The organism is Streptomyces sp. NPDC005004, assembly GCF_053600675.1.
Map to the genome: position 1 here is coordinate 71,171 of NZ_JBSGAH010000024.1, position 22,829 is coordinate 93,999.

The following is a 22,829-nucleotide window of genomic DNA, read 5'->3' on the forward strand; positions in this document are numbered from 1 at the left end:
ACTTGGTCCGGAATTCCGGCACTGCTGGAGACCGTTCCGACGCGTTCACCCGACACTCAGAGGAACTTGGCCTTGCCCGGTCCCTCTTCCACGAAGCTGCGCATCCCCCGCTCGCGGTCCTCGGTGGCGAACAGCCCGGCGAACCAGTTGCGTTCCATCGCGAGCCCGGTGTCGAGGTCGGTCTCCAGGCCGGTGTCGATCGACTCCTTGGCCGCGCGCAGCGCGACGGCCGGGCCCTGGGCGAGCCGGGCGGCCCACGCACGGGCCTGCTCGTACACCTCGGCGGCCGGGACGACCCGGTCCACCAGGCCGAGGGCGAGGGCCTCGTCCGCCTTGACCATGCGGCCGGTGAAGATGAGGTCCTTCGCCTTGGACGGCCCGATCAGCCGGGGCAGCCGCTGGGTGCCGCCCGCGCCCGGGATGAGGCCGAGCAGGATCTCGGGCTGGCCGAGCTTGGCGTCGTCGGCGGCGATGCGGTAGTCGGCGCACAGAGCCAGTTCGCAGCCGCCGCCGAGCGCGTACCCGGTGACGGCCGCGACGACGGGCTTGGGGATGCGGGCGACGGCGGTGAAGGCGTCCTGGAGCGCGCGGGCCCGCCGGACCATGCCCAGATGGTCCATCGCCTGCATCTCCTTGATGTCCGCCCCGGCGGCGAACACCCGCTCCCCGCCGTAGATCACCACGGCACGCACGTCGTCGCGGCGCGTGGCCTCCTCGGCGAGTTCCTTCAGCCGGTCCTGGGTGGCGGTGTCCAGCGCGTTCATCGGCGGCCGGTCGAGCCGCAGCGTGCCGACGCCCTCGGAGACTTCGAGATTCACGGTCATGCGCAGCAGGTTAACGCCCGCTAACGACAGCGGGCCCGGTGCCGTGTGTCACAGCGCCGGGCCCGTCGTCGCGCGGTCCTACTTCTTCCAGTCCGCCCAGCTCATGTTCCAGCCGTTGAGGCCGTTGTCCGGGGAGACCGTGCGGTCGTGGGAGTGCTTGACGACGACCACGTCACCGACCATGGAGTGGTTGAAGAACCAGGCCGCCGGGACGCCCTTGTCGTAGCCGCCCTTGACGTCGCGCAGGCCGACGCAGCCGTGGCTGGCGTTGTAGTTGCCGAACGCGCCGCCGCCCCAGTAGTTGCCGTGGATGAAGGTGCCGGAGTCGGTGAGCCGGATGGCGTGCGGCACGTCCTTGATGTCGTACTCGCCGCCGTAGCCCACGGTCTCGCCGTTCATGCGGGTCACGCTGAGCTTCTCGGTCATGACCATCTGGCCGTTCCAGGTGTCGTACCCGGGCTTGCCGGTCGTCACCGGGATGGTCCGTACGGTCTTGCCGTCCTGGGTGACCTTCATGGTGTGCTTGCCCGCGTCCACGTACGAGACCTGGTTGCGGCCTATCGTGAACTTCACCGTCTTGTGCTGCTTGCCGTAGACCCCGTCTCGGCCCTCGACGCCGTCCAGGTCGAGGTCGACGGTGACCTTGGTGCCGGACTTCCAGTACTTCTCGGGTCGGAAGTCGATGCGGTCGTTGCCGAACCAGTGGCCCTGGACGTCGACGGCCGGCTCGGTCTTGATGCGTATGGCCTTCTCGACGGCCGCCGGGTCGGTGATGCCCCGGGTGAAGCGGACCGAGAACGGCATCCCGACGCCGACCGTGGAGCCGTCCTCGGGGGTGAAGTAGCCGACGAAGGTGTTCTTCGGCGTGAGCGTCGTGAAGGAGGAGTCCTCGGCGGCCTCACGGCCCCGGGAGTCCTCGGCGACCGCGTGCACCGTGTACTTGGTGCTCGCGGACAGATGGGCCGACGGGGTCCAGGTGGCTCCGCCGTCCGTCATCTTCCCGTCGACCTCGGCGCCCTTGGCGTCCTTGACGACGACCTTGGTCAGCCGCCCCTTGGCGACCCGGACCTTCAGCGCCCCGCTGGTGTTCACGCTCTTCGCCCCGGACTTGGGCGAGATGCTGACAGCCGCGACCGACTGCTTCTCCTGCTGGGCGGCCGAGCCGCCCTTTCCGTCCTTGGACCCGCTCCCGGTGTCGCCTCCGCCGCCGCACGCGGCGAGCGACAGCACCAGCGCGCCCGCCATCAGCGCGAGTCCACCACGACCTTTGCGCCGGCTCCCCGCCGAAGCCCCCGATATCGGCCGCACGTTCAAGTCGGTCTCCCCTCCGTGGCCTGGCTCAAACAGGCCCGCACACCCCGGCGCGTCCCGCGCACACCAGGGATGTTAGCCGCCGGGTTCCGGCCTGAACGCCCGCCCCGTGTCACCGTTCCGTCGCAACTTCAACCAGCCCCCGCACACCGGAACCCCGCAGCTCACACGGTCACTTGAGCACGCTGCCCGCCTTCCACTGGTTCCATGCCATGTTCCACCCTCCGAGCCCGTTGTCCGGGGCGACGGTTTTGTCCTTGCTGTGGACGATCTCGACGACGTCGCCGACGAGGCTGCGGTCGAAGAACCAGCCCGCCGGGGTGTCCGCGCCGCCGCCCTTGACGTCCCTGAGGCCCACGCAGCCGTGGCTGACGTTGGTCTCGCCGGGGGCGTCGGGCGACCAGTAGTTGCCGTGCAGGAAGGTGCCGGAGTCGGTGAGCCGCATGGCGTGCGGGACGTCGGGGATGTCGTACTCGCCGCCGAAGCCGACGGTGCTGCCGTTCATGCGGGTCACCTCCAGCATGTCCATCACGACCATCTTGCCGTTGTAGGTGGGGGTCTTGGGTGCGCCCGCGGTGATCGGCACGGTGGCGAGAAGGGCACCGTCGCGGCGGACCTGCATGGTGTGCGCGGAGGCGTCCACCTTGGAGACCTGGCTGCGGCCGACGGTGAAGGCGACGGTCCTGTGCTGGAGGCCGTAGACGCCGGGGGCGCCCTGGACGTCGCGCAGATCGAGGTCGACGGTGACCTTGGTGCCGGGCTTCCAGTACTTCTCGGGGCGGAAGTCGAGCCGGTTCTTGCCGAACCAGTGCGGGCGGATCTCGACGGCGGGCTTGGCGGTGACGCGCACCGCGCGCTGGACCGCGTCCCGGTCGGCGATGTCCCGGCTGAAGGCGAGGGAGACGATCATGCCGGTGCCGACGGTGGAGCGGTTCTCGGGGGTGACGTAGGCGATGAACCGCTCGTCGGGGACGTAGGTGGTGAAGGTGGTGTGCCGGGCCGAGCGGCGGCCCTCGTCGTCGACCGCCACCACGTCCAGGGTGTAGCGGGCGGCGAGCGCGAGCTGCTTGTCGTCGGGCTCCCAGCTGCGGCCGTCCGCACTGATCCTCCCGGTGACGGGGGTGTCCTGGGCGTCCTGGGAGCGGGTGGCGGTGACCTTCTCCAGCTTCCCTTCGGGCACCCGCACGCGCAGTCGCTCGGCCGGGCGCACGCCCGTGCCGCCGTCGCGCGGGGTGACGCGGATGACGTCCTCGGGGGCCGGGGATGCGTCCGGCGGTCCGCCGATGCCCAGCGGTCCGGAGCCGTCGGCGGTGCAGCCGGCGGCCCCGGCCACCAGTCCCGCCCAGGTCAGTGCAGTGGCCAGTGCGGCCAGCGCGCGCCGCGCGCGTCCTTGTAGATGCCTCACACCGGACATAACGACCAAGCCCGTCCCGGGGGCACGTGAGTGCGACGCCAGGGCTGGGCAGAACAGTGGGGAGGACGACAGGAAGGGTGCCCCGCCGGGGTCGGTGCGACCGGCTCCGGCGGGGCGTCCGCAGCCCGCTGTGGAGCCGTCGGGCGCAGTCGCACCGGGCGGGACCGGGCGCGTCCTGGGGTCGGACGCCCCGGGACGCGGCAGGCCGCCCGGTACGGCCGTGCGCGCCCCGGGACCGAGCCGTGAAAGAGGGGCCGACTGGTGACGAGCGCAGCCGAGCGGCGGGCGCGGGCCGGACAGCCGCCCGCACAGGGCGGCCCGGTGCCCGCCGTGGTGCGCGAGGGCCACCGCGCGGCGGTGCCGGGCCCGGCGGTGTGGCCGGGGTCGTCGACCCCGCTGGGGGCCCGGTTCCGCACCGGCCCGGACGGGGTGGCGGGCACCAACTTCGCGCTGTGGGCGGGCGGGGCCGAGGCGGTCCGGCTGTGCCTGTTCGACGAGCGGGGCCGCGAGACGCAGGTACGGCTGACCGAGCTGACGCACGAGATCTGGCACGGCTTCGTGCCGGGCGTGCTGCCGGGCACCCGCTACGGCTACCGGGTGGAGGGCCGCTGGGACGCCTGGACCGGCGCCCGCTGGAACCCGGCGAAGCTGCTGCTCGACCCGTACGCGCGCGCCGTGGACGGGGAGTTCACGCTGCCGCCGGAGGTGTACGGGCACGTCCGGGACTGGCCGGACCAGCGGGTCGCGGACACCGTGCGCGACGACCGGGACTCGGCGCCCTTCGTGCCCAAGGGCGTGGTCGTGCACGACGACGACGACTGGTCCGACGACCGCCGCCCGAAGACACCCTGGGCGGACTCGGTCATCTACGAGCTGCACGTCAAGGGCTTCACCAAACTGCACCCGGGCGTCCCCGAGGAGCTGCGCGGCACCTACGCCGGGCTCGCCCACCCCGCCGCGATCGAGCACCTGACCCGACTGGGCGTGACGGCCGTCGAATTGCTACCCGTCCACCAGTTCGCGCACGAGGACCATCTGCTCCGCCGGGGCCTGACCAACTACTGGGGCTACAACTCCATCGGCTACTTCGCCCCGCACGCCGCCTACTCCGCCTCCGGTACGGCCGGGCAGCAGGTCGGCGAGTTCAAGCGGATGGTGCGCGCGCTGCACGCGGCCGGGATCGAGGTGATCCTCGACGTGGTCTACAACCACACGGCGGAGGCGGGTGAGCTGGGCCCCACGCTGTCCTTGAAGGGCATCGACAACCGGGGTTACTACCGCCTCCAGCAGGACGCGCGCCGCTACGCGGACTACACCGGCTGCGGCAACACCCTGCACGTGGTCCGCCCCCAGGTGCTGCGGCTGATCACCGACTCGCTGCGCTACTGGGTCACCGAGATGGGCGTGGACGGCTTCCGCTTCGACCTCGCCGCCGCCCTTGCCCGCTCGATGCACGACGTGGACATGCTCTCGCCGTTCCTCGCGGTCATCGCGCAGGACCCGGTGCTGCGCCGGGTCAAACTGATCGCGGAGCCGTGGGACATCGGCTCGGGCGGCTACCAGGTGGGCGCCTTCCCTCCGCTGTGGACCGAGTGGAACGACCGCTACCGCGACACCGTGCGCGACTTCTGGCGCCACGCGCTGCCGGACGTGCGGGAGATGGGCTACCGGCTCTCCGGCTCCAGCGACCTGTACGCCTGGGGCGGGCGGCGCCCGTACGCCTCGGTCGACTTCATCACCGCGCACGACGGCTTCACCCTGCGCGACCTGGTGTCGTACGAGCACAAGCACAACGAGGCCAACGGCGAGGACAACCGCGACGGCACCCACGACAACCGCTCCTGGAACTGCGGAGCCGAGGGCGAGACGGCGGACGAGGGCGTACGGGCCCTGCGCAGGCGGCAGTTGCGGAACCTGCTGACCACGCTGCTGCTGTCCACGGGGGTGCCGATGCTGGTCGCCGGGGACGAGTTCGGGCGCACGCAGGGCGGCAACAACAACGCCTACTGCCAGGACAACGAGACCAGTTGGGTGGACTGGTCACTGCTGGAGGACCCCGAGTGGCGCCCGCTGTTCGACCTGACCACGCGGCTGATCGCCCTGCGCCACCGGCACCCGGTGCTGCGCCGCAGCGCCTTCTTCTCGGGCCGCGCTCACTCTGCGGACGGGCTGCGGGACCTGGCGTGGTTCACCGCGCGGGGCAGGGAGATGACGGAGGGCGACTGGTACGCCCCGGCGGCCACGCTCGGCATGTATCTGTCCGGCCGGGACATTCCGGGGCGCGACGAGCGGGGCGCGCCGGTCCTGGACGACAGCTTCCTCGCCGTGCTGCACGCGGGCGGGGAGCCGGTGGGCTTCACGCTGCCGGGGGCGCCGTGGGCGCGGTCGTACGAGGTGGTGGTCGACACCTCGCTGGAGGAGCAGACCGGTGCGCCGGACGCGATCCATCCGGCGGGGACGGAGATCACGCTTCCGGCGCGGTCGGTGCTGTTGCTGCGGGCGCTCTGAACTCGGCTCTTCTCAAGCCTGTTGTGGGGGCGGCTGCCCGAGGATGCCCCGCTCGTACGCCGCCGCCACCGCCGCGGCGCGGTCCTTGACGCCCAGCTTGGTGTAGAGGTGCGTGAGGTGGGTCTTCACGGTCGCCTCGCTGATGAACAGCTCACGGGCGATCTCGCGGTTGGAGGTGCCCCGGGCGACCAGGGCGAGGACCTCGCGTTCGCGCGCGGACAGCGGCTCCCTGCCGGGGGCGGCGGGCGCGCGGACCGCCGAGACCAGGCGGGAGGCGACGGCCGGGGAGAGCACGGTGCGGCCCTCGGCGGCGGCGCGGACTCCGGTGAACAGCTCGTCGCGCGGGGCGTCCTTGAGGAGGTAGCCGGTGGCGCCCGCCTCGATGGCCGGGAGGGTGTCGGAGTCGGTGTCGTAGGTGGTGAGGACGAGCACCTTGGCGCGGGCGCCGCGCCGGGTCAGCTCGCGGATGGCCTCGACGCCGGAGCCGCCGGGCATCCGCAGGTCCATCAGCACCACGTCCGGGTCCAGCGCGGCCACCCGCTCGACCGCCTCCACGCCGTCGGCCGCCTCGCCGAGCACGGTGAAGCCGGGCGCGGCGGCGAACATGGCGCTCAGCCCGTCCCGTACGACGGGGTGGTCGTCCACGACGAGCAGGGTGATCGGGGTGTCAGCGGTCATCGCGCACCAACGGTACGCGAGCCGATACGGCCGTGCCGTGGCCCGGCTCGGACTCGACGGTGAGGGTGCCCGCGATGCGCTCGGCACGGGCGCGCATACCGTCCAGGCCGAAGCCCCCGGTGCGGGTGCGGGGCGGCAGGGCGTCCGGGTCGAAGCCGGTGCCGTCGTCGCGGATGTCGAGGACGACCTCGTCGCCCATGAAGGAGAGGGTGGCGCCGAGGCGGTGGGCGCGAGCGTGCCGGGCCGCGTTCGACAGGGCCTCCTGGGCGATGCGCAGCAGGGTCGCCGCGACCTCCTCGTGGAGCTGCTCGGCGGTGCCGGTGAGGGTGAACTCGGCGCGGACACCGGTGCGTTCGCCCCATTCGGCGACCGTCTTCTTCAGCGCCTCGGGAAGTCCGTCGGCGGCGAGGGCCACGGGGGCGAGGTTGTGCACCGAGCGGCGGGCTTCGCCGAGGCTGTGCCGGGCGAGTGCGGAGGCGCGTTCCAGATGGGTGCGGGCGGTGGCCAGGTCGCGTGCGTTGGCGACGACTTGGAGCTGGGCGATGATGCCGGTCAGACCCTGGGCGATGGTGTCGTGGATCTCGGCGGCGAGTCTGCGGCGTTCGTCGGCCACTCCCGCTTCCCGTGCTTGGAGGAGGAGTTGGGCGTGAAGGGCCGCGTTCTCGTCGAGTGCCTGCTGCAACGCGGTGTTGGTGCGCTCCAGTTCGGCGATGGTCCCGGCCTGTACGCGGGCGCGGGCCTCCTCCTGTTCGTTGAACCGGGTGAAGAGGGCGACCATGCCGATGTTGACCCCGAACACCACCACGAAGCCCAGCCAGAGCAAGGGTCCGCGCGGGGGCATCCCGCCGATCTCGCTGCCCGCCATGGTGACGGCGGTCAGGCACAGGCCGGGCATCATCAGCCGGCGCGGCAGGCGCCGGGCGCCGTTGTAGTAGCCGGTGACGGCGTAGAAGGCGAAGAACGGGTTGAGCCACGTCAGGACGAACCCGTTGGCCCACCGCACGAAGTAGAAGGCCGCCCCGGTCCGGCTCGGTCCGGGCCGGCCGCGACTGACGCGTCCCCAGGCCAGTTGCAGGGCGACGGCGAACACCACCAGCACACCGGAGACGTACAGTCCGGCCCGGCTCATGCCGACGAGCCGGGCAGAACCGGCCGCTGTCAGCGCCCCGGCGGCGAGCAGGGCGTAGGGCCCCCAACTGTCGAAGAAGGCTCGTCGGTCGCGCTCCGCCGCCTGCGTCATCCCCTCAGTGTCGGGTACTCCCGTGCCGGTGCCGGGCACGGGCTCACTCCCAGCGGAACCAGCGGGCCGCCGCCGCGGTGAGCAGGACCGTCCAGATCGCGAGCACGCCGAGGTGCTCCCAGCCCGGCCAGTGACCGGTGGCGGCCTCGCCCATGGCGCGGGCGGCGGCCCCGAAGGGCGTGAGAGCGACGATGTGCGCGAGGGTGCGCGGCATGGACTGCACGGGCAGCCAGAGCCCGGCGCAGAACATCATGGGGAAGAACACCATCGTGCCGACCGCCCCGGCGATCTTCGTGGTGCCCGACAGCGCGGCGACGACCGAGCCGAGGGCGAGGGCTGCCAGGGCCGCGAGGGCGAGCGCGACCAGATAGCCGAGGGGCTGCTCGGGCAGGCGTACGCCGAAGGCGGTCCGGCCGACGGCGAGCGCGAGCAGCGCCGAGCACAGGGCGGCGACGCCCTGCACGGTCATCTGGGCGGTCAGCAGCGCGGCGGGGCGTACGGGGGTGGCGGACATCCGGCGCAGGATGCCGCGCTCGCGGTAGCCGGTGAGGGTCTGTGGCATCGACTGGACTCCGGCCATGATCAGGGAGACGAGGACGGCGACGGGGACGTAGACGTCGATCAGCCGCTGCCCGCCGAGCCCGTCGTCGCTCTCGCGGAAGCTGGGGATGGAGCCGAGGATCACCAGCAGCAGGGTCGGGAAGAGCAGGATCCAGAAGACGGCGCCGGGTTCGCGGCGGAAGAGGCGGAACTCGGTCCGCAGTACCGCTGTGTTGAGAAGCGCGGTGTGGGGGTCCGGGGTGCTCGGGGCCGGGGTGTTCATACGGCGGCCTCCTTGGTGAGGTCCAGGAACGCGTCGTCGAGGGTGGCGTCGACGACGCGCAACTGGTGGGCGGTGACGCGGTGACGGGCGAGCAGGGTGAGGACGGCGTCGACCGTCTCGTCGGTGCCGGAGAGCGTGATCCGGCCGTCCTTGTGGGCGACGGAGGCGAGACCGGGAAGCGCGCCGAGGTCCTTGTCGTCCAGCGGGGCGGACGGGGTGAAGCCGATGACGGTCGCGCCCGCCGAGCGCCGGATCAGCCCGGCCGGGGTGTCGAGGGCGGCCACCCGGCCCTTGTCGATCACCGCGACGCGGTCGCAGAGGCGCTGGGCCTCCTCCATGAAGTGGGTGACGAGCAGGACGGTTACCCCGCTCGCGCGGACCTCCTCGATGAGCTGCCAGGTGTCCCGGCGGGCACGCGGGTCGAGCCCGGTGGTCAGCTCGTCCAGGACGACGACACGCGGGCTGCCGATCAGCGCGAGCGCGATGAACAGCCGCTGCTGCTGCCCCCCGGAGAGCCTGGCGAACCGGGTGTCCGACGTGGCGGTGAGTTCCAGGCGTTCGGCCAGGGTGCGCCAGTCGGCCGGGGCCGGATAGAAGGAGGCGTACAGCTCCAGGGCCTCGCGCACGGTGAGCTTGGGCTGGAGTTCGCTCTGCTGGAGCTGGGCGCCGAGGACCCGGGAGACCTCGGCGTGGTCGGCGACGGGGTCGAGTCCGGTGACACGGACGCGGCCGGCGTCGGGGACGCGCAGCCCCTCCACGCACTCCACGGTGGTGGTCTTGCCGGCGCCGTTGGGGCCGAGGACGCCGAAGATCTCGCCCTCCTCGACCGTGAAGGAGACGCCGTCCACCACGGCGCGGCCGCCGTACGACTTGCGCAGGTCGGTGACTTCGATGACGGATGCCATGCTCCGAGGTTCGCGGGTACGGGAAGCCCGCCGCATCGGCCGTCGCGCTCGAAGCGGCATCATCCGATCGGTTGATCCTCGGCTACGACCTCCGCGTGCTCGCGCGGGAAACCCCTGGTCGTAGGACCAGCGACGGACGCGGGTCCGGCCGAAACTCGGTGGGCGGCGGCGGTGTCCGTCCGTACGCTCGCGTTGATGGCCACTACACACGAGAACTCCGAGGTCCAGCGCTCCACCGTGCGCACCCTGCTGCGGCTGTGGCCGTTCGTCCGGCCCGTGCGGGCCAGGCTGGGCGGTGCCGTCTTCGTGGCGGTGGTCGCCTCGTGCACCGGGCTGGTGATCCCGCTCGTGCTGAAGTGGATGGTGGACGGCCCGGTCGCCCGTCGCGACCCGGCGGGGGTGTGGCTCGGCGCGCTGTGGCTGCTGCTGCTCGGGATCACCGAGGCGCTGCTGTTCGGGCTGCGGCGGTGGCTGGTGGCGCGGCCGCTGTCGCGGGTGGAGGCGGACATGCGGGCCGCGCTCTACCGGCGCCTCCAGCGGCTGCCGGTGTCCTTCCACGACCGCTGGCCCTCGGGCCAGTTGCTCTCCCGGGGCACCGCCGACCTGATGCTGCTGCGGATGTTCCTCGCCTTCCCGCTGACGTTCCTCGTGGTCAACTCGGTGACGATCACCGCCGGTGTGGTGATCATGCTGGTGCAGGACTGGGCGCTGGGTCTGGTCGTCCTCGGGCCCGCGCTGCCGGTGCTGGTCACCTGCGCGGTCGTGGAGCGGCGGTACGCGCTGGCGTCGCGGCGCGCCCAGGACCAGGTGGGCGATCTGACGACACTGGTCGAGGAGAGCGTGCTCGGCATCCGGGTCGTCAAGGGCTTCGGGCGTCATCACAGCCAGGCGCGCGCGTTCCGGGAGCTGGCGGTCGGGCTGCGCGGCACCGAGCTGCACAAGGCGCGGCTGCTGGCGGCGATCTGGGCGGTCATCATGGTGCTGCCCGAGCTGGCGATCGGCGCGGCGCTGGTCCTGGGCGTGCTGCGGGTGGCGGACGGCGACCTGTCGGCGGGCACGCTGGTGGCGTTCCTCAGCACGGCGCTGGCGCTGCGCTGGCCGGTGGAGTCCATCGGCTTCCTGCTGGCGATGAGCCAGGAGGCGGCGACGGCTTCGGAGCGGTACTTCGAGGTGATGGACGAGGCGCCGGAGGACGCCGGCGACATCGGGGACGCGGGGGACACCGACGGCGCGCGCGGACGCCCCGCCCCGCGCGAGGCGGCGGAGGCGGGCGGGCTGCGGTTCGAGGGGGTCGCCTTCCGCCACCCCGACGTCCCGGACGGCTCCGCTCCGCTGCTGGACGGCGTCGATCTGCACGTCCGGCGCGGCGAGTCGATGGCGCTGGTCGGGGCCACCGGCAGCGGCAAGACGACGCTCACGGCGCTCGTCCCGAGGCTGTACGAGGTGACCGGCGGCCGGATCACCCTGGACGGCGTCGACATCACCGCGATGTCCCGCGCGGAGTTGCGCACCCGGGTAGCCGTCGCCTTCGAGGAGCCGACGCTGTTCTCCGCGAGCGTCGCCGAGAACGTGCTGATGGGCGCGGGGAAGGACGCGAACCGTACCGACCTGGACCGGGCGCTCGCGGTCGCCCGCGCCGACTTCGCGCACGAGCTGCCCGAGGGCCCCGACACCCGGGTCGGCGAGCAGGGGCTCAGCCTCTCCGGCGGCCAGCGGCAGCGGCTCGCGCTGGCCCGCGCGGTCGTCGGGCGCCCGGAGTTCCTGGTCCTGGACGACCCGCTCTCGGCGCTGGACGTGCACACGGAGGCGGCCGTCGAGGCGGCGCTGCGACAGGTCCTCGCGGACACCACCGCGCTGATCGTGGCGCACCGCCCCTCCACCGTGCTGCTCGCGGACCGGGTCGCGCTGCTGTCCGGCGGCCGGATCACCGCCGTCGGCACGCATCGCGAACTGCTGCGCACCAACGCCGAGTACGCCCGTCTGATGTCGGGCGGGCCCACCTCGCACGAGCCCACCTCCTCCCACGAGCCCGTCCCCCACGAACCCGCCCCCCACGCCTCGGAGGACCGCCGATGACGACGACCGCGTCCGCCGCGCCCGGCACGGGCGACGACCTGCCGGAAGCCGAGTCCGCCGCGCCCGCGCCCGCTCCGGACGGCGACCCCTTCGACCGTGACGTCCTGCCCGCCCCGGACGGCGCCACCGGTGCCCTGCTGCGCTCGCTCCTCGCCCCCATGAAGGGCCGCGTCCTCTTCGCCGTGCTCCTGCTGCTGCTCCAGCAGGCGGCCGCGCAGACCGGGCCGCTGTTGGTGGCGTACGCCATCGACACCGCCGTGCCCGCGCTCGGACGGCACGACCACGGGCCGCTGCTCGCCGTCGCGGTGGGGTACGCGCTGTGCGCGCTCGGCTCCGGGGGCTTCCAGTTCGCGTTCGTCGAGGCGTCCGCGCGGGTCAACCAGGACGGGCTGCTGGATCTGCGCGGCCGTATCTTCCGGCACGCGCAGGCGCTGAGCGTGGACTTCCACGAGCGGTACACCTCGGGGCGGCTGATCTCCCGCGCCACGGCGGACGTGGAGGCCCTGCGCGAACTCCTCGGCGAGGGCCTGCAGGAACTCGTCAGCGTGGTGCTGTCGTTCGTGTACATCGCGGCCCTGCTGTTGTGGCTGGACCTCGGCCTCGGCGCGGTCGCGGTGGCCTCGTTCGCTCCGCTGTACGTGCTGGTGCGGATCTACCAGGGGCGCGCGGGGCGGGCGTACCGGGCGCGCTCGACGGCGATGGCCTCGGTGATCGTCAAGTTCGTGGAGACGATGAACGGCATCCGTCCGGTGCGCGCCTTCCGCCGCGAGGCCGCGAACGATTCCGCCTTCGGTGCGCTGAACCGTACCTACGAGCTGCGCAACGGCGACACCCTGCTGGAGATGGCGCGTTACGTGGTCGGCTCCCGGCTGGTCGCCAACACCACGGTCGCGGCGATCGTGCTGTGGGGTGCCTACCGCGTGGCGAGCGGTTCGCTCGCGCTCGGTGTGCTCGCGGCGGCGGTGCTGTATCTGCGGCGGCTGTACGACCCCATCGACCGGCTCGGCATGTTCCTCAACTCCTATCAGGCGGCGGCCGCCTCGCTGGAGAAGATCGCCGGCCTGCTGGCCCAGACGCCCTCGGTGCCGGAGCCGGAGTCACCGCGTGAACTCCCGCCGGTCCAGGACGGGTTCACCGGCCGCGAGGTCGACTTCGAGGGGGTCGGCTTCGCCTACCGCACCGGTGGCGAGGTGCTCCCCCGCTTCGACCTGACGCTCCCGGCCGGGCAGACCGTGGCCGTGGTGGGCTCGACGGGCGCGGGCAAGTCCACGCTGGCCAAGCTGGTCGCCCGCTTCTACGACCCTTCCGCCGGGCGCGTGCTGCTCGACGGGGTGGACCTGCGCGAGCTGTCGACCGCCGAACTGCGGCGCGCGGTCGTGATGGTGACCCAGGAGTCCTTCCTGTTCTCCGGCACCATCGCGGACAACATCGCCATTGGCCGCCCCGACGCCGAGCGCGCCGACATCGAGCGCGCCGCGAAGGCGATCGGCGCCCACGAGTTCATCAGCCGCCTGCCCGAGGGCTACGACACCGACGTACGCAAGCGCGGGGGGCGCATTTCGGCCGGGCAGCGCCAACTGGTCTCCTTCGCCCGCGCCCTGCTCGCCGACCCGGCCGTCCTCATCCTGGACGAGGCGACCAGCTCGCTGGACATCCCCGGCGAGCGCGCCGTCCAGCAGGCGATGGCCACCGTCCTCCAGGGCCGCACCGCCGTCGTCATCGCCCACCGCCTCTCCACCGTCGAGATCGCGGACCGCGTCCTCGTGATGGAACACGGCCGCGTCGTCGAGGACGGCGAACCCAAGACCCTGATCGAGGGCACCGGCCGCTTCGCCGACCTGCACCGGGCCTGGCGGGAGAGCCTGGCGGAGCGCTGAACGGCGGGCGCGGGAGGCCGGACCGCGCCCGGCCCGCGCCCCCGGCCAAGCCCATTCCGGCCAAGTTCTCGATGCGGTCATGACAGCCGTCCCGCTTACCTGACAACCTTGTCGCACCGGCTCACAGCAGCCCCACAGCTCTCACGGCGCACCGTGTGGGCCGGTTCCCGCACGCGTACAGGTTCCGCGCACAGCCCTGTTCTGCCCGGGCGCTCGACCAACGTCCGGTCTCCCCTGGCCGCACGACCGGCGGCCACGCAGAAGGAGTCAGTGTTGAGCAGCAGTTCCTCCCGCAGACGCACCGCCCCCACCCCCCGTCGCACCGCCGTCGTCGCCGTGGCGGGTGTCGCCGCCCTGCTGGCCGCCGCCGTCCAGTCGGGTGTGGCGAGCGCCGCGCCGGCCGCCCCGCACCCCGGCAGGGCCGACGCCGCGCACACGGCCGTACGGCTCACCCCGTCCCAGCGCACCGAGCTGATCCGGCACGCCGACACCGGCTCGGCCGCCACGGCCCGTTCCATCGGGCTCGGCGCCAAGGAGAAGCTCGTCGTCCGGGACGTCGTCAAGGACGGCGACGGCACCGTGCACACGCGCTACGAGCGCACCTACGCCGGACTGCCCGTGCTGGGCGGCGACCTGATCGTGGACACCGCGAAGTCCGGCGCGACCAAGCGCGTCATCAGGGCCACCGGCGCCACGCTGAAGGTCGCCGGTCTCACCCCGGCCGTCACCAGGGGCGCCGCCGAGAAGCAGGCCGTGAGCCGGGCCAGGACCCTCGGCGGCACCAAGTCCGCCGCGGACCGTGTGCGCAAGGTGGTCTGGGCCGCCTCCGGCAGGCCCGTGCTCGCCTACGAGACGGTCGTCGGCGGTCTCCAGGACGACGGCACGCCCAACGAGCTGCACGTCGTCACCGACGCCACGACCGGCAAGAAGCTCTACGAGTACCAGGGGATAGAGACCGGCGTCGGCAACACCCAGTACAGCGGGCAGGTCCCGCTCACCACCACGCAGTCGGGGTCGGCGTACACGCTCACCGACGGGGCGCGCGGCGGCCACAAGACGTACAACCTCAACCGGGGCTCCTCCGGCACCGGCACCCTGTTCTCCCAGTCCTCCGACACCTGGGGCAACGGCACGATCTCCGACGCGGCGACGGCGGGCGCGGACGCGCACTACGGGGCGGCGGTCACCTGGGACTTCTACAAGGACACGTTCGGCCGCACCGGCATCAGGAACGACGGCGTGGGCGCCTACTCCCGTGTGCACTACGGGAACGCGTACATCAACGCCTTCTGGAGCGACTCCTGCTTCTGCATGACCTACGGCGACGGTGCGAACAACGCCGACCCGCTGACCGCCCTCGACGTGGCCGGTCACGAGATGAGCCACGGCGTCACGTCGAACACCGCCGGGCTCAACTACTCCGGCGAGTCGGGCGGGCTGAACGAGGCGACCTCCGACATCTTCGGCACGGGTGTGGAGTTCTTCGCGAACAACAGCTCCGACCCGGGCGACTACCTCATCGGCGAGAAGATCGACATCAACGGCGACGGCACGCCGCTGCGTTACATGGACAAGCCGAGCAAGGACGGTGCGTCGAAGGACAGTTGGTACTCCGGACTCGGCGGCCTCGACGTGCACTACTCGTCGGGCCCGGCGAACCACTTCTTCTATCTGCTGAGCGAGGGCAGCGGCGCCAAGGTCGTCGACGGCGTCGGCTACGACTCCCCCACCGCCGACGGCCTCCCGGTCACCGGCATCGGCCGGGACAAGGCGCTCCAGATCTGGTACCGGGCGCTGACCACCAAGTGGACCTCCACCACCAACTACAAGGCCGCCCGCACCGGCACCCTGGCGGCCGCCGGGGAGCTGTACGGCACGGACAGCCCGGAGTACACGGCGGTGCAGGACGCGTGGGCGGGCGTCGGGGTCGGCACCCGGCCCGGCGGTGAGACCGGCACCTCGTACGAGAGCACCACGCAGGTGGCGATCCCGGACAACGGACCCGCGGTCACCTCGGCCATCACGGTGGCAGGCCGTGGCGGAAACGCGCCGAGCAACCTCCGGGTGACGGTGGACATCACCCACACCTGGCGCGGCGACCTCGTGATCGATCTGCTCGGACCCTCGGGCACGTCGTACCGCCTGAAGGACTTCAGCTCCTCCGACTCCGCCGACGACGTCGACGACACCTATGTGGTGAACGCCTCCGCCGAACCGGCCGACGGCACCTGGACGTTGAAGGTCCAGGACAAGGCGGCACAGGACACCGGCCGGATCAACGGCTGGAAGGTGACCTTCCCGTAAACAGCCGCCGGGCCGCGACCGACGGCCCGGTGAACCCGGTGCCGTCCGGGGTTTCCACGCCCCGGACGGCACCCGTTCACACAGCCGCAACAACTATCGGACGCCTGTTTTCGGCCAACATCACCGCGGGGTCATGACATGTACGCGTCCGTGGTGCCACGCTTCCCCCACCCGCCGCAGCAGCACAGCAACTTCCCTACGCACCACCCCGGACGGTGACCCCACGCCGCCCGGACTCCCCCACGTGAAGGAGCTACTGTGAGCCCCCTCTACGCGCGTCGCAAGCGCACCACCCTCGTCATCGCCACCGCCGTCGCCGCCGGTGCCCTCCTCTCCACCGGCCTGGCCACCAGCGCCAGCGCGCAGCCCACCGCGGCCGCCGCCAAGCCGCTGGCCGGCGCCCCCACCCTCCTCTCGGAGGCCGCCCGCACCGGACTCATCCGGCAGGCGCAGACCGACGCCCCCGAGACCGCGCAGCGGATAGGTCTCGGCGCCAAGGAGAAGCTGGTCGTCAGAGACGTCGTGAAGGACGCGGACGGCACCGTCCACACGCGCTACGAGCGCACCTACGCGGGCCTGCCCGTGCTCGGCGGCGACCTCGTCGTCCACACCGCCAAGTCCGGCAAGGCCGAGGGCGTCACCCGCGCCACCAGGAGCACCATCAAGGTGGCCTCGCTCAAGCCGCGGATCACCGCCGCCAAGGCGGAGAAGCAGGCCGTCGGCGCCGCCGAGACGCTCGGCTCCGCCAAGTCCTCGGCGGACGGCGCCCGCAAGGTGATCTGGGCGGGCTCCGGCAAGCCCGTGCTCGCCTACGAGACGGTCGTCGGCGGTCTCCAGGACGACGGCACCCCCAACCAGCTGCACGTCATCACCGACGCGGCCACCGGCAAGAAGCTCTACGAGTACCAGGGCATCGAGAACGCGACCGGCACCGGCAAGACGCTCTACTCCGGCACCGTCAGCCTCACCACCTCGCTGTCGGGCTCGACGTACTCGCTGACCGACGCCTCCCGCGGCAACCACAAGACGTACAACCTGAAGCACACCAGCGGCTCCGGCACCGGCACCCTGTTCACCAACACCACGAACACGTGGGGCACCGGCACCGCCTCCAGCTCCACCACCGACGAGACCGCGGCGGCCGACGCGGCCTACGGGGCGCAGGAGACCTGGGACTTCTACAAGAACACGTTCGGGCGCACCGGCATCAAGAACAACGGCGTCGGCGCCTACTCCCGCGTCCACTACGGCAGCTCGTACGTCAACGCGTTCTGGGACGACTCCTGCTTCTGCATGACCTACGGCGACGGCTCGGGCAACAACCACCCGCTGACCGCGCTGGACGTCGCGGGCCACGAGATGAGCCACGGCGTCACGTCGAACACCGCCGGACTCAACTACAGCGGCGAGTCCGGCGGCCTGAACGAGGCCACCTCCGACATCTTCGGCACCGGCGTGGAGTTCTACGCGAACAACGCCTCGGACCCCGGTGACTACCTCATCGGCGAGAAGATCAACATCAACGGCGACGGCACCCCGCTGCGCTACATGGACAAGCCCAGCAAGGACGGCGGCTCCGCCGACTACTGGTCCTCCACGGTCGGCAACAAGGACGTGCACTACTCGTCCGGCGTCGCCAACCACTTCTTCTACCTGCTGTCCGAGGGCAGCGGCGCGAAGACGATCAACGGGGTGTCCTACAACTCCCCGACGTACAACGGCTCCACCGTCACCGGCATCGGCCGCGCCAAGGCGCTGCAGATCTGGTACAAGGCGCTCACGACGTACTTCACGTCGACGACCAACTACAAGGCGGCCCGCACCGGCACGCTGAACGCGGCGGCGGCCCTCTACGGCTCCGGCAGCGCCGAGTACAACGCGGTGGCGGCGGCCTGGTCGGCGGTCAACGTCAGCTGACCGAAAGCCACTTGAGTCAGGGCGCCCCCGGGAAGGAGCTCTTCCGGTGGGCGCCCTACTCTTGTGACCCATGTCCTCGGCGCCCTACACGTACGAACCCGTCGGCGCGACCCGCGACGACCTCACCGTCTGCCCGCCCGGGTTCCACCACCTCTACGTCCGCACCCGCATCGGCGAGGGCACCGGCGTCTTCCACCGGGCCGTCCAGGCGCTGTTCACCTGGGAGATGCACCGCGAGATGGGCATCGGCATGGACACCACCGCCGACCGCGCCGCCCCCGGCGTGGACGTGACGGTCGGCCTCGCGGGCCTGATCAAGGCCCCCTGCCGGGTCGTCTGGACGACCGACGAGCCCCGCCGCGCCGGCTGGGCCTACGGCACCCTCCCCGGCCACCCCGAGTGCGGCGAGGAGGCCTTCGTCGTCACCCGCACCGGCGACGGCACCGTCTGGCTCACCGTCGCCGCCTACAGCCGCCCCGCCAAGTGGTACGCCCACGCGGCCGGCCCCGCCGCCCGGGCCTTCCAGCACGCCTACGCCCGCCGCTGCGGCAGGACCCTCAAGCGCCTGTGCGCCGACGAGGACGAGGCGTAGGCCGCCCGCGGACGCGTTACCGCAGCACCACCCCCGACGTCTCCACCACGTCCTCCGGCGGGACCGTCACCAGGCCCGTCTCCGCCGCGGAGGCCAGGAGGCGGTGGGTGGGGAGGATGCGCACCGTGTAGCCGAAGGGGCCGGTGCGGTCGAGGAAGAGCGGGCCCTCGTAGAGCCAGCGGCCCTCCAGGTCGGGGTTGCCGACCGGCTTCAGCGGGACCGCGCTCGCGTCCGTGATGCGGTCGCCGGAGTCCACACGGCCCGAGACCGCCTGGACCTCCACGTCGTCCGGGGTGAGGTCGCCGAGGCCGACCCGGACCCGCAGTCCGACGCTCGTCCCCAGCTCGGCGGTGGCCACGGGCGCCGTCGTCTCCACGTGGTCCACGCTGACCCCGGGCCACGCGGCCCGCACCCGGGCCTTCCAGGCGGCCAGGTCCCGCGCGGTGTCGGGGTCCAGCGCGCGGTGGGCCTGGGCGGCGGGGGCGTAGAGCCGCTCGACGTACTCGCGGACCATGCGCCCGGCCAGCACCTTCGGGCCGAGCAGGGTGAGGGTCTGGCGGACCATCTCGATCCAGCGGTCGGGCAGCCCGCCCCGGCCCTGCTCGTAGAAGCGCGGGGTGACCCGCTGTTCGAGCAGTTCGTAGAGGGCCGCCGCCTCGATGTCGTCCCGCCGGTCGGGGTCGGTGGCCGCGCCGTCGGCCGTCGGGATGGCCCAGCCGAAGTCGGGCTGGAACCACTCGTCCCACCAGCCGTCGAGCACCGACAGGTTGAGACAGCCGTTGAGCGCCGCCTTCATCCCCGAGGTGCCGCACGCCTCCAGCGGGCGCAGCGGGTTGTTCAGCCAGACGTCGCAGCCCGGGTAGAGCTTCTGCGCCATCCCCATGCCGTAGTCCGGCAGGAACACGATCCGGTGCCGCACCCGCGGATCGTCCGCGAACCGCACCAGCTCCTGCACCAGCCGCTTGCCCCCGTCGTCCGCCGGGTGCGCCTTGCCCGCGACGACGATCTGTACCGGCCGCTCCGGGTGCAGCAGCAGCTCGGTCAGCCGCTCCTTGTCCCGCAGCATCAGCGTGAGCCGCTTGTACGACGGCACACGGCGGGCGAACCCGATGGTGAGCACGTCGGGGTCGAGCACCCCGTCGATCCAGCCCAGCTCGGCCCCGGCCGCCCCGCGCTGCCGCCAGGAGGCGCGCAGCCGGTCGCGCACCTCGAAGACGAGTTGCTCGCGCAGGACGCGGCGCAGGTCCCAGATCTCCTCCGCGGAGATGTCGGCGACCGCGTCCCAGCGCTCCGAGGCGCCGATGGCCAGCGCGTCCTCGGCCCGCTGTGCGCCGAGCTGCCGTACGCCGAGCCGCAGCACCTCGGGGGCCACCCAGGTCGGTCCGTGCACCCCGTTGGTGACCGACGTGATCGGCACCTCCTCGGTGTCGAACCCGGGCCAAAGACCGGCGAACATCCCCCGGCTCACCTGCCCGTGCAGCAGGGACACCCCGTTGGCCCGCTGGGCCAGGCGCAGCCCCATCACGGCCATGTTGAACAGGTTCGGCTCGCCGCCCGGATACGTCTCGGTGCCGAGCGCGAGGATCCGCCGCACGTCGAGGCCGGGCAGCTCGCCGTCCGCGCCGAAGAACCGCGCGACCAGTTCCTGGGTGAAGCGGTCGATCCCGGCCGGGACGGGGGTGTGCGTGGTGAACACCGTGCCGGAGCGCACGGTCTCCAGCGCCGCGTCGAAGTCGAGTCCTCGCTCGCACAGCTCCGCGATCCGCTCCAGACCGAGGAATCCGGCGTGCCCCTCGTTGGTGTGGAACACCTCGGGCTCGGGGTGGCCGGTCAGGCGGCAGTACGTCCGCACCGCCCGCACACCTCCTATGCCGAGCAGCATCTCCTGGAGCAGCCGGTGCTCGCTGCCGCCGCCGTAGAGCCGGTCGGTGACGCCGCGTTCGCCGAGGTCGTTCTCCTCCACGTCGGAGTCGAGCATCAGCAGCGGCACGCGGCCGACCTGGGCCACCCAGATCCGGGCGTGCAGGGCGCGGCCGCCGGGCAGCGCGAGCCGGACGCCCGCGGGGGTGCCGTCGGCCTCCTTCAGGAGGGTGACGGGCAGCTCGTTGGGGTCGAGCACCGGGTAGTGCTCCTGCTGCCAGCCGTCGCGGGAGAGGGTCTGGCGGAAGTAGCCGTGCCGGTAGAGCAGCCCGACGCCGATCAGCGGGACGCCGAGGTCGCTGGCCGCCTTGAGGTGGTCCCCGGCGAGGATGCCGAGGCCGCCGGAGTACTGGGGCAGCGCGGCGGTGATGCCGAACTCGGGCGAGAAGTAGGCGACGGCGGCGGGCAGCCCGTCGCCCTGGTGCTGATACCAGCGGTCGCCGCTGACGTAGTCCCCGAGGTCCCCGGCCACCGCCGCGAGACGGCGCAGGAAGCGCCGGTCCTCGGCCAGCTCGGCGAGCCGTACGGGGCTCACCCGGCCCAGCAGCCGCACCGGGTCGCCTCCGGCGGCCTTCCAGTGCTCGGGGTCCACCGCCTGGAACAGGTCGCGCGTTTCCACATGCCAGGACCAGCGCAGATTGCGCGCGAGATCGCTCAGCGGGCGCAGGGGTTCGGGGAGAACGGGACGGACGGTGAACCGACGGATGGCCTTCACATTCCACCTCGGACGCGTCGCTAGGTGAGACGCACAGCGCTGTGCGTCTCGTCGTCATCCTCGACGGTAGTGGTTACCGGGGGGTCGGTGGGGACGCATCCGGGTGAAGCGGTGGGAACGTGGCGCAAACGGTGACATGCCTTTACCCGGGGGCACCGGCGTCTTCCGGCCGAATACGCGGTCGGCGGCGCCGGGTGGGCGTGTCTCCCGGGGCAGCCTGGGCAGGAGTCAACCCTGTTTCCCACGAGGGCGGTTGCTGACCTTCTCTTGGGGAGTCAACGCGGTCCCGGCGGGAATCCGGGAAAGGGGCCGGTCTTGTACGTAGACATACGCGCGAGTAGTTAACAAAGTGCCGGATTGCCCACCCGAACCGGGTGGGAAGGCTCCTCCGGTACGACCTCACAGGCGCACCACAGCACCACCGCAGGACCCACCTCCCCATGTCCATCCGCCCATAGCCACGTTGACGCGGACAGGAGCGGTCATGCCCGCCAAGCACCACACGCCATCCCCCCGTCCCACTCCCAAGCCCACCGCCAGAAAACCGCCGAGGCCCCAGGACAGCCCGCCCGCTGCCCCGGAGCCCGGGCAGGCGACACCGAAACCCACCGGGGCGAGCGGCACGGCCCGAGCGAAGGCCGACCGCCCGGGGCCGGAGGCCGCGTCGGCGAAGGCGACGCGAAGCGAGCGCGGAGGGCCGGGACCGGAGGCCACGCGGGCCCGGCCCGGACCGGCGGGGACCGAGCATGTGCGCCCCTCCTCCCCCGCCGAATCCGTCGCCGCGCGGCCCTCGGCCTCGTCCGCCGAAGCCCCTCCCGTACCGCCCCACTCCAAGGAACCTCCCACCGTCGTGGGCCGTATCCCTGTTCTCGACGTGCGCCCCGTCGTCCAGCGCGGACGCCGGCCTGCCAAGGCCGTGGTGGGAGAGACGTTCCAGGTCAGCGCCACCGTGTTCCGGGAGGGGCACGACGCGGTGAACGCCAATGTCGTGCTGCGGGGGCCCGGCGGCCGGACCGGACCCTGGGCGCCGATGCGCGAGTTGGCGCCCGGCACGGACCGCTGGGGCGCCGACGTGAGCGCGGAGGCGACGGGGCACTGGACCTACACCGTGGAGGCGTGGTCGGACCCGATCGCCACCTGGCGGCACGCGGCGGGGATCAAGGTGCCCGCCGGTATCGACACCGCCCTGGTGCTGGACGAGGGGGCGCGGCTGCACGAGCGGGCGGCCGCCGGGGTGCCGGCGGAGCGGCGGAAGACCGTGCTGGAGGCGGCGGCCGCGCTGCGCGCGGAGAACCGCCCGGCGTCCTGGCGGCTGGCGGCGGCCCTCGCTCCCGAGGTGCTGGAGGTGCTGGAGCGTTACCCGCTGCGGGAGTTGGTGACCGCGTCCGACCCGATGCCGCTGCTGGTGGAACGCGAGCGCGCGCTGTACGGCTCCTGGTACGAGTTCTTCCCCCGCTCGGAGGGAACGGAGGCTCAGCCCCACGGCACCTTCCGCACCGCGGAACGCCGGCTGGAGGCCATCGCGGAGATGGGCTTCGACGTGGTCTACCTCCCGCCGGTCCACCCCATCGGCACCACCCACCGCAAGGGCCGCAACAACACCCTCACCGCGACCCCGGACGACGTCGGGGTGCCCTGGGCGATCGGCTCGCCGGAGGGCGGTCACGACAGCGTCCACCCCCAGCTGGGGACGCTGGAGGACTTCGACCACTTCGTGAACCGGGC

The 22,829-nt window shown here is 72.3% G+C and carries 15 protein-coding genes; 7 read left to right on the forward strand and 8 right to left on the reverse strand.

Annotation, left to right across the window (positions count from 1 at the left end; genetic code table 11):
* Nucleotides 1–56: 56 nt before the first annotated feature.
* From ACWEEU_RS27190 to ACWEEU_RS27200, 3 genes are all read right to left on the reverse strand, one after another.
* Nucleotides 57–824, reverse strand: coding sequence for an enoyl-CoA hydratase/isomerase family protein (locus ACWEEU_RS27190; RefSeq protein WP_451735618.1), 768 nt, complete (start codon nucleotides 822–824; stop codon nucleotides 57–59).
* A 78-nt stretch (nucleotides 825–902) separates the two neighbouring features.
* Complete coding sequence (locus ACWEEU_RS27195; protein ID WP_385746595.1) at nucleotides 903–2,138, reverse strand: L,D-transpeptidase; 1,236 nt, start codon at nucleotides 2,136–2,138, stop codon at nucleotides 903–905.
* Between the two features lie 169 nt (nucleotides 2,139–2,307).
* A complete protein-coding gene (locus ACWEEU_RS27200; RefSeq protein ID WP_451735621.1) occupies nucleotides 2,308–3,540 on the reverse strand; it encodes an Ig-like domain-containing protein in 1,233 nt (410 codons plus the stop codon).
* Nucleotides 3,541–3,810: 270 nt separating this feature from the next.
* Here ACWEEU_RS27200 and glgX point away from each other — a divergent pair, with 270 nt between their 5' ends.
* Nucleotides 3,811–6,057: a glycogen debranching protein GlgX gene (gene glgX / locus ACWEEU_RS27205; RefSeq protein ID WP_385746591.1), complete on the forward strand. Its 2,247-nt coding sequence runs from the start codon at nucleotides 3,811–3,813 to the stop codon at nucleotides 6,055–6,057.
* A gap of 12 nt (nucleotides 6,058–6,069) precedes the next feature.
* On the opposite strand, the gene ACWEEU_RS27210 is transcribed toward glgX, so the two are convergent.
* From ACWEEU_RS27210 to ACWEEU_RS27225, 4 genes are read right to left on the reverse strand one after another with little or no spacing between them, the layout of a single operon-like run.
* Complete coding sequence (locus ACWEEU_RS27210) at nucleotides 6,070–6,735, reverse strand: response regulator (protein ID WP_385746589.1); 666 nt, start codon at nucleotides 6,733–6,735, stop codon at nucleotides 6,070–6,072.
* Nucleotides 6,725–7,975 (reverse strand): sensor histidine kinase, encoded by a 1,251-nt coding sequence (locus ACWEEU_RS27215; protein WP_385746587.1) that lies wholly within the window; start codon nucleotides 7,973–7,975, stop codon nucleotides 6,725–6,727. Before ACWEEU_RS27215 ends, ACWEEU_RS27210 begins: the two co-directional genes overlap by 11 nt.
* A 43-nt stretch (nucleotides 7,976–8,018) precedes the next feature.
* The gene (locus tag ACWEEU_RS27220) at nucleotides 8,019–8,798 is read right to left on the reverse strand and encodes an ABC transporter permease (RefSeq protein ID WP_451735625.1); all 780 of its coding nucleotides are present in this window, start codon (nucleotides 8,796–8,798) and stop codon (nucleotides 8,019–8,021) included.
* On the reverse strand, nucleotides 8,795–9,703 hold the full coding sequence (locus ACWEEU_RS27225; RefSeq protein ID WP_451735628.1) for an ABC transporter ATP-binding protein: 909 nt from the start codon (nucleotides 9,701–9,703) through the stop codon (nucleotides 8,795–8,797). The genes ACWEEU_RS27220 and ACWEEU_RS27225 overlap by 4 nt, the downstream gene beginning before the upstream one ends.
* Nucleotides 9,704–9,898: 195 nt before the next feature.
* Here ACWEEU_RS27225 and ACWEEU_RS27230 point away from each other — a divergent pair, with 195 nt between their 5' ends.
* The 5 genes from ACWEEU_RS27230 to ACWEEU_RS27250 all read left to right on the forward strand — a co-directional run bounded on the left by ACWEEU_RS27230 (nucleotide 9,899) and on the right by ACWEEU_RS27250 (nucleotide 18,469).
* On the forward strand, nucleotides 9,899–11,779 hold the full coding sequence (locus ACWEEU_RS27230; protein WP_451735631.1) for an ABC transporter ATP-binding protein: 1,881 nt from the start codon (nucleotides 9,899–9,901) through the stop codon (nucleotides 11,777–11,779).
* A complete protein-coding gene (locus ACWEEU_RS27235; RefSeq protein WP_385746579.1) occupies nucleotides 11,776–13,656 on the forward strand; it encodes an ABC transporter ATP-binding protein in 1,881 nt (626 codons plus the stop codon). Before ACWEEU_RS27230 ends, ACWEEU_RS27235 begins: the two co-directional genes overlap by 4 nt.
* Before the next feature lie 273 nt (nucleotides 13,657–13,929).
* Nucleotides 13,930–15,960 carry a M4 family metallopeptidase gene (locus tag ACWEEU_RS27240; RefSeq protein WP_451735635.1) on the forward strand — a complete coding sequence of 677 codons (2,031 nt, stop codon included), beginning with the start codon at nucleotides 13,930–13,932 and terminating at the stop codon, nucleotides 15,958–15,960.
* 258 nt (nucleotides 15,961–16,218) lie between these two features.
* Nucleotides 16,219–17,877 carry a M4 family metallopeptidase gene (locus ACWEEU_RS27245; RefSeq protein WP_451735637.1) on the forward strand — a complete coding sequence of 553 codons (1,659 nt, stop codon included), beginning with the start codon at nucleotides 16,219–16,221 and terminating at the stop codon, nucleotides 17,875–17,877.
* A gap of 70 nt (nucleotides 17,878–17,947) precedes the next feature.
* A complete protein-coding gene (locus tag ACWEEU_RS27250; RefSeq protein WP_451735640.1) occupies nucleotides 17,948–18,469 on the forward strand; it encodes a DUF1990 domain-containing protein in 522 nt (173 codons plus the stop codon).
* Between the two features lie 16 nt (nucleotides 18,470–18,485).
* Here the strand turns inward: ACWEEU_RS27250 and ACWEEU_RS27255 are convergent, their stop codons facing one another.
* On the reverse strand, nucleotides 18,486–21,104 hold the full coding sequence (locus tag ACWEEU_RS27255; protein WP_451735643.1) for a glycosyltransferase family 1 protein: 2,619 nt from the start codon (nucleotides 21,102–21,104) through the stop codon (nucleotides 18,486–18,488).
* 850 nt (nucleotides 21,105–21,954) lie between these two features.
* On the opposite strand from ACWEEU_RS27255, the gene ACWEEU_RS27260 reads away from it, so the two are divergent.
* On the forward strand, nucleotides 21,955–22,829 hold an 875-nt coding region (locus ACWEEU_RS27260), incomplete at its 3' end, for a maltotransferase domain-containing protein (RefSeq protein ID WP_451735645.1).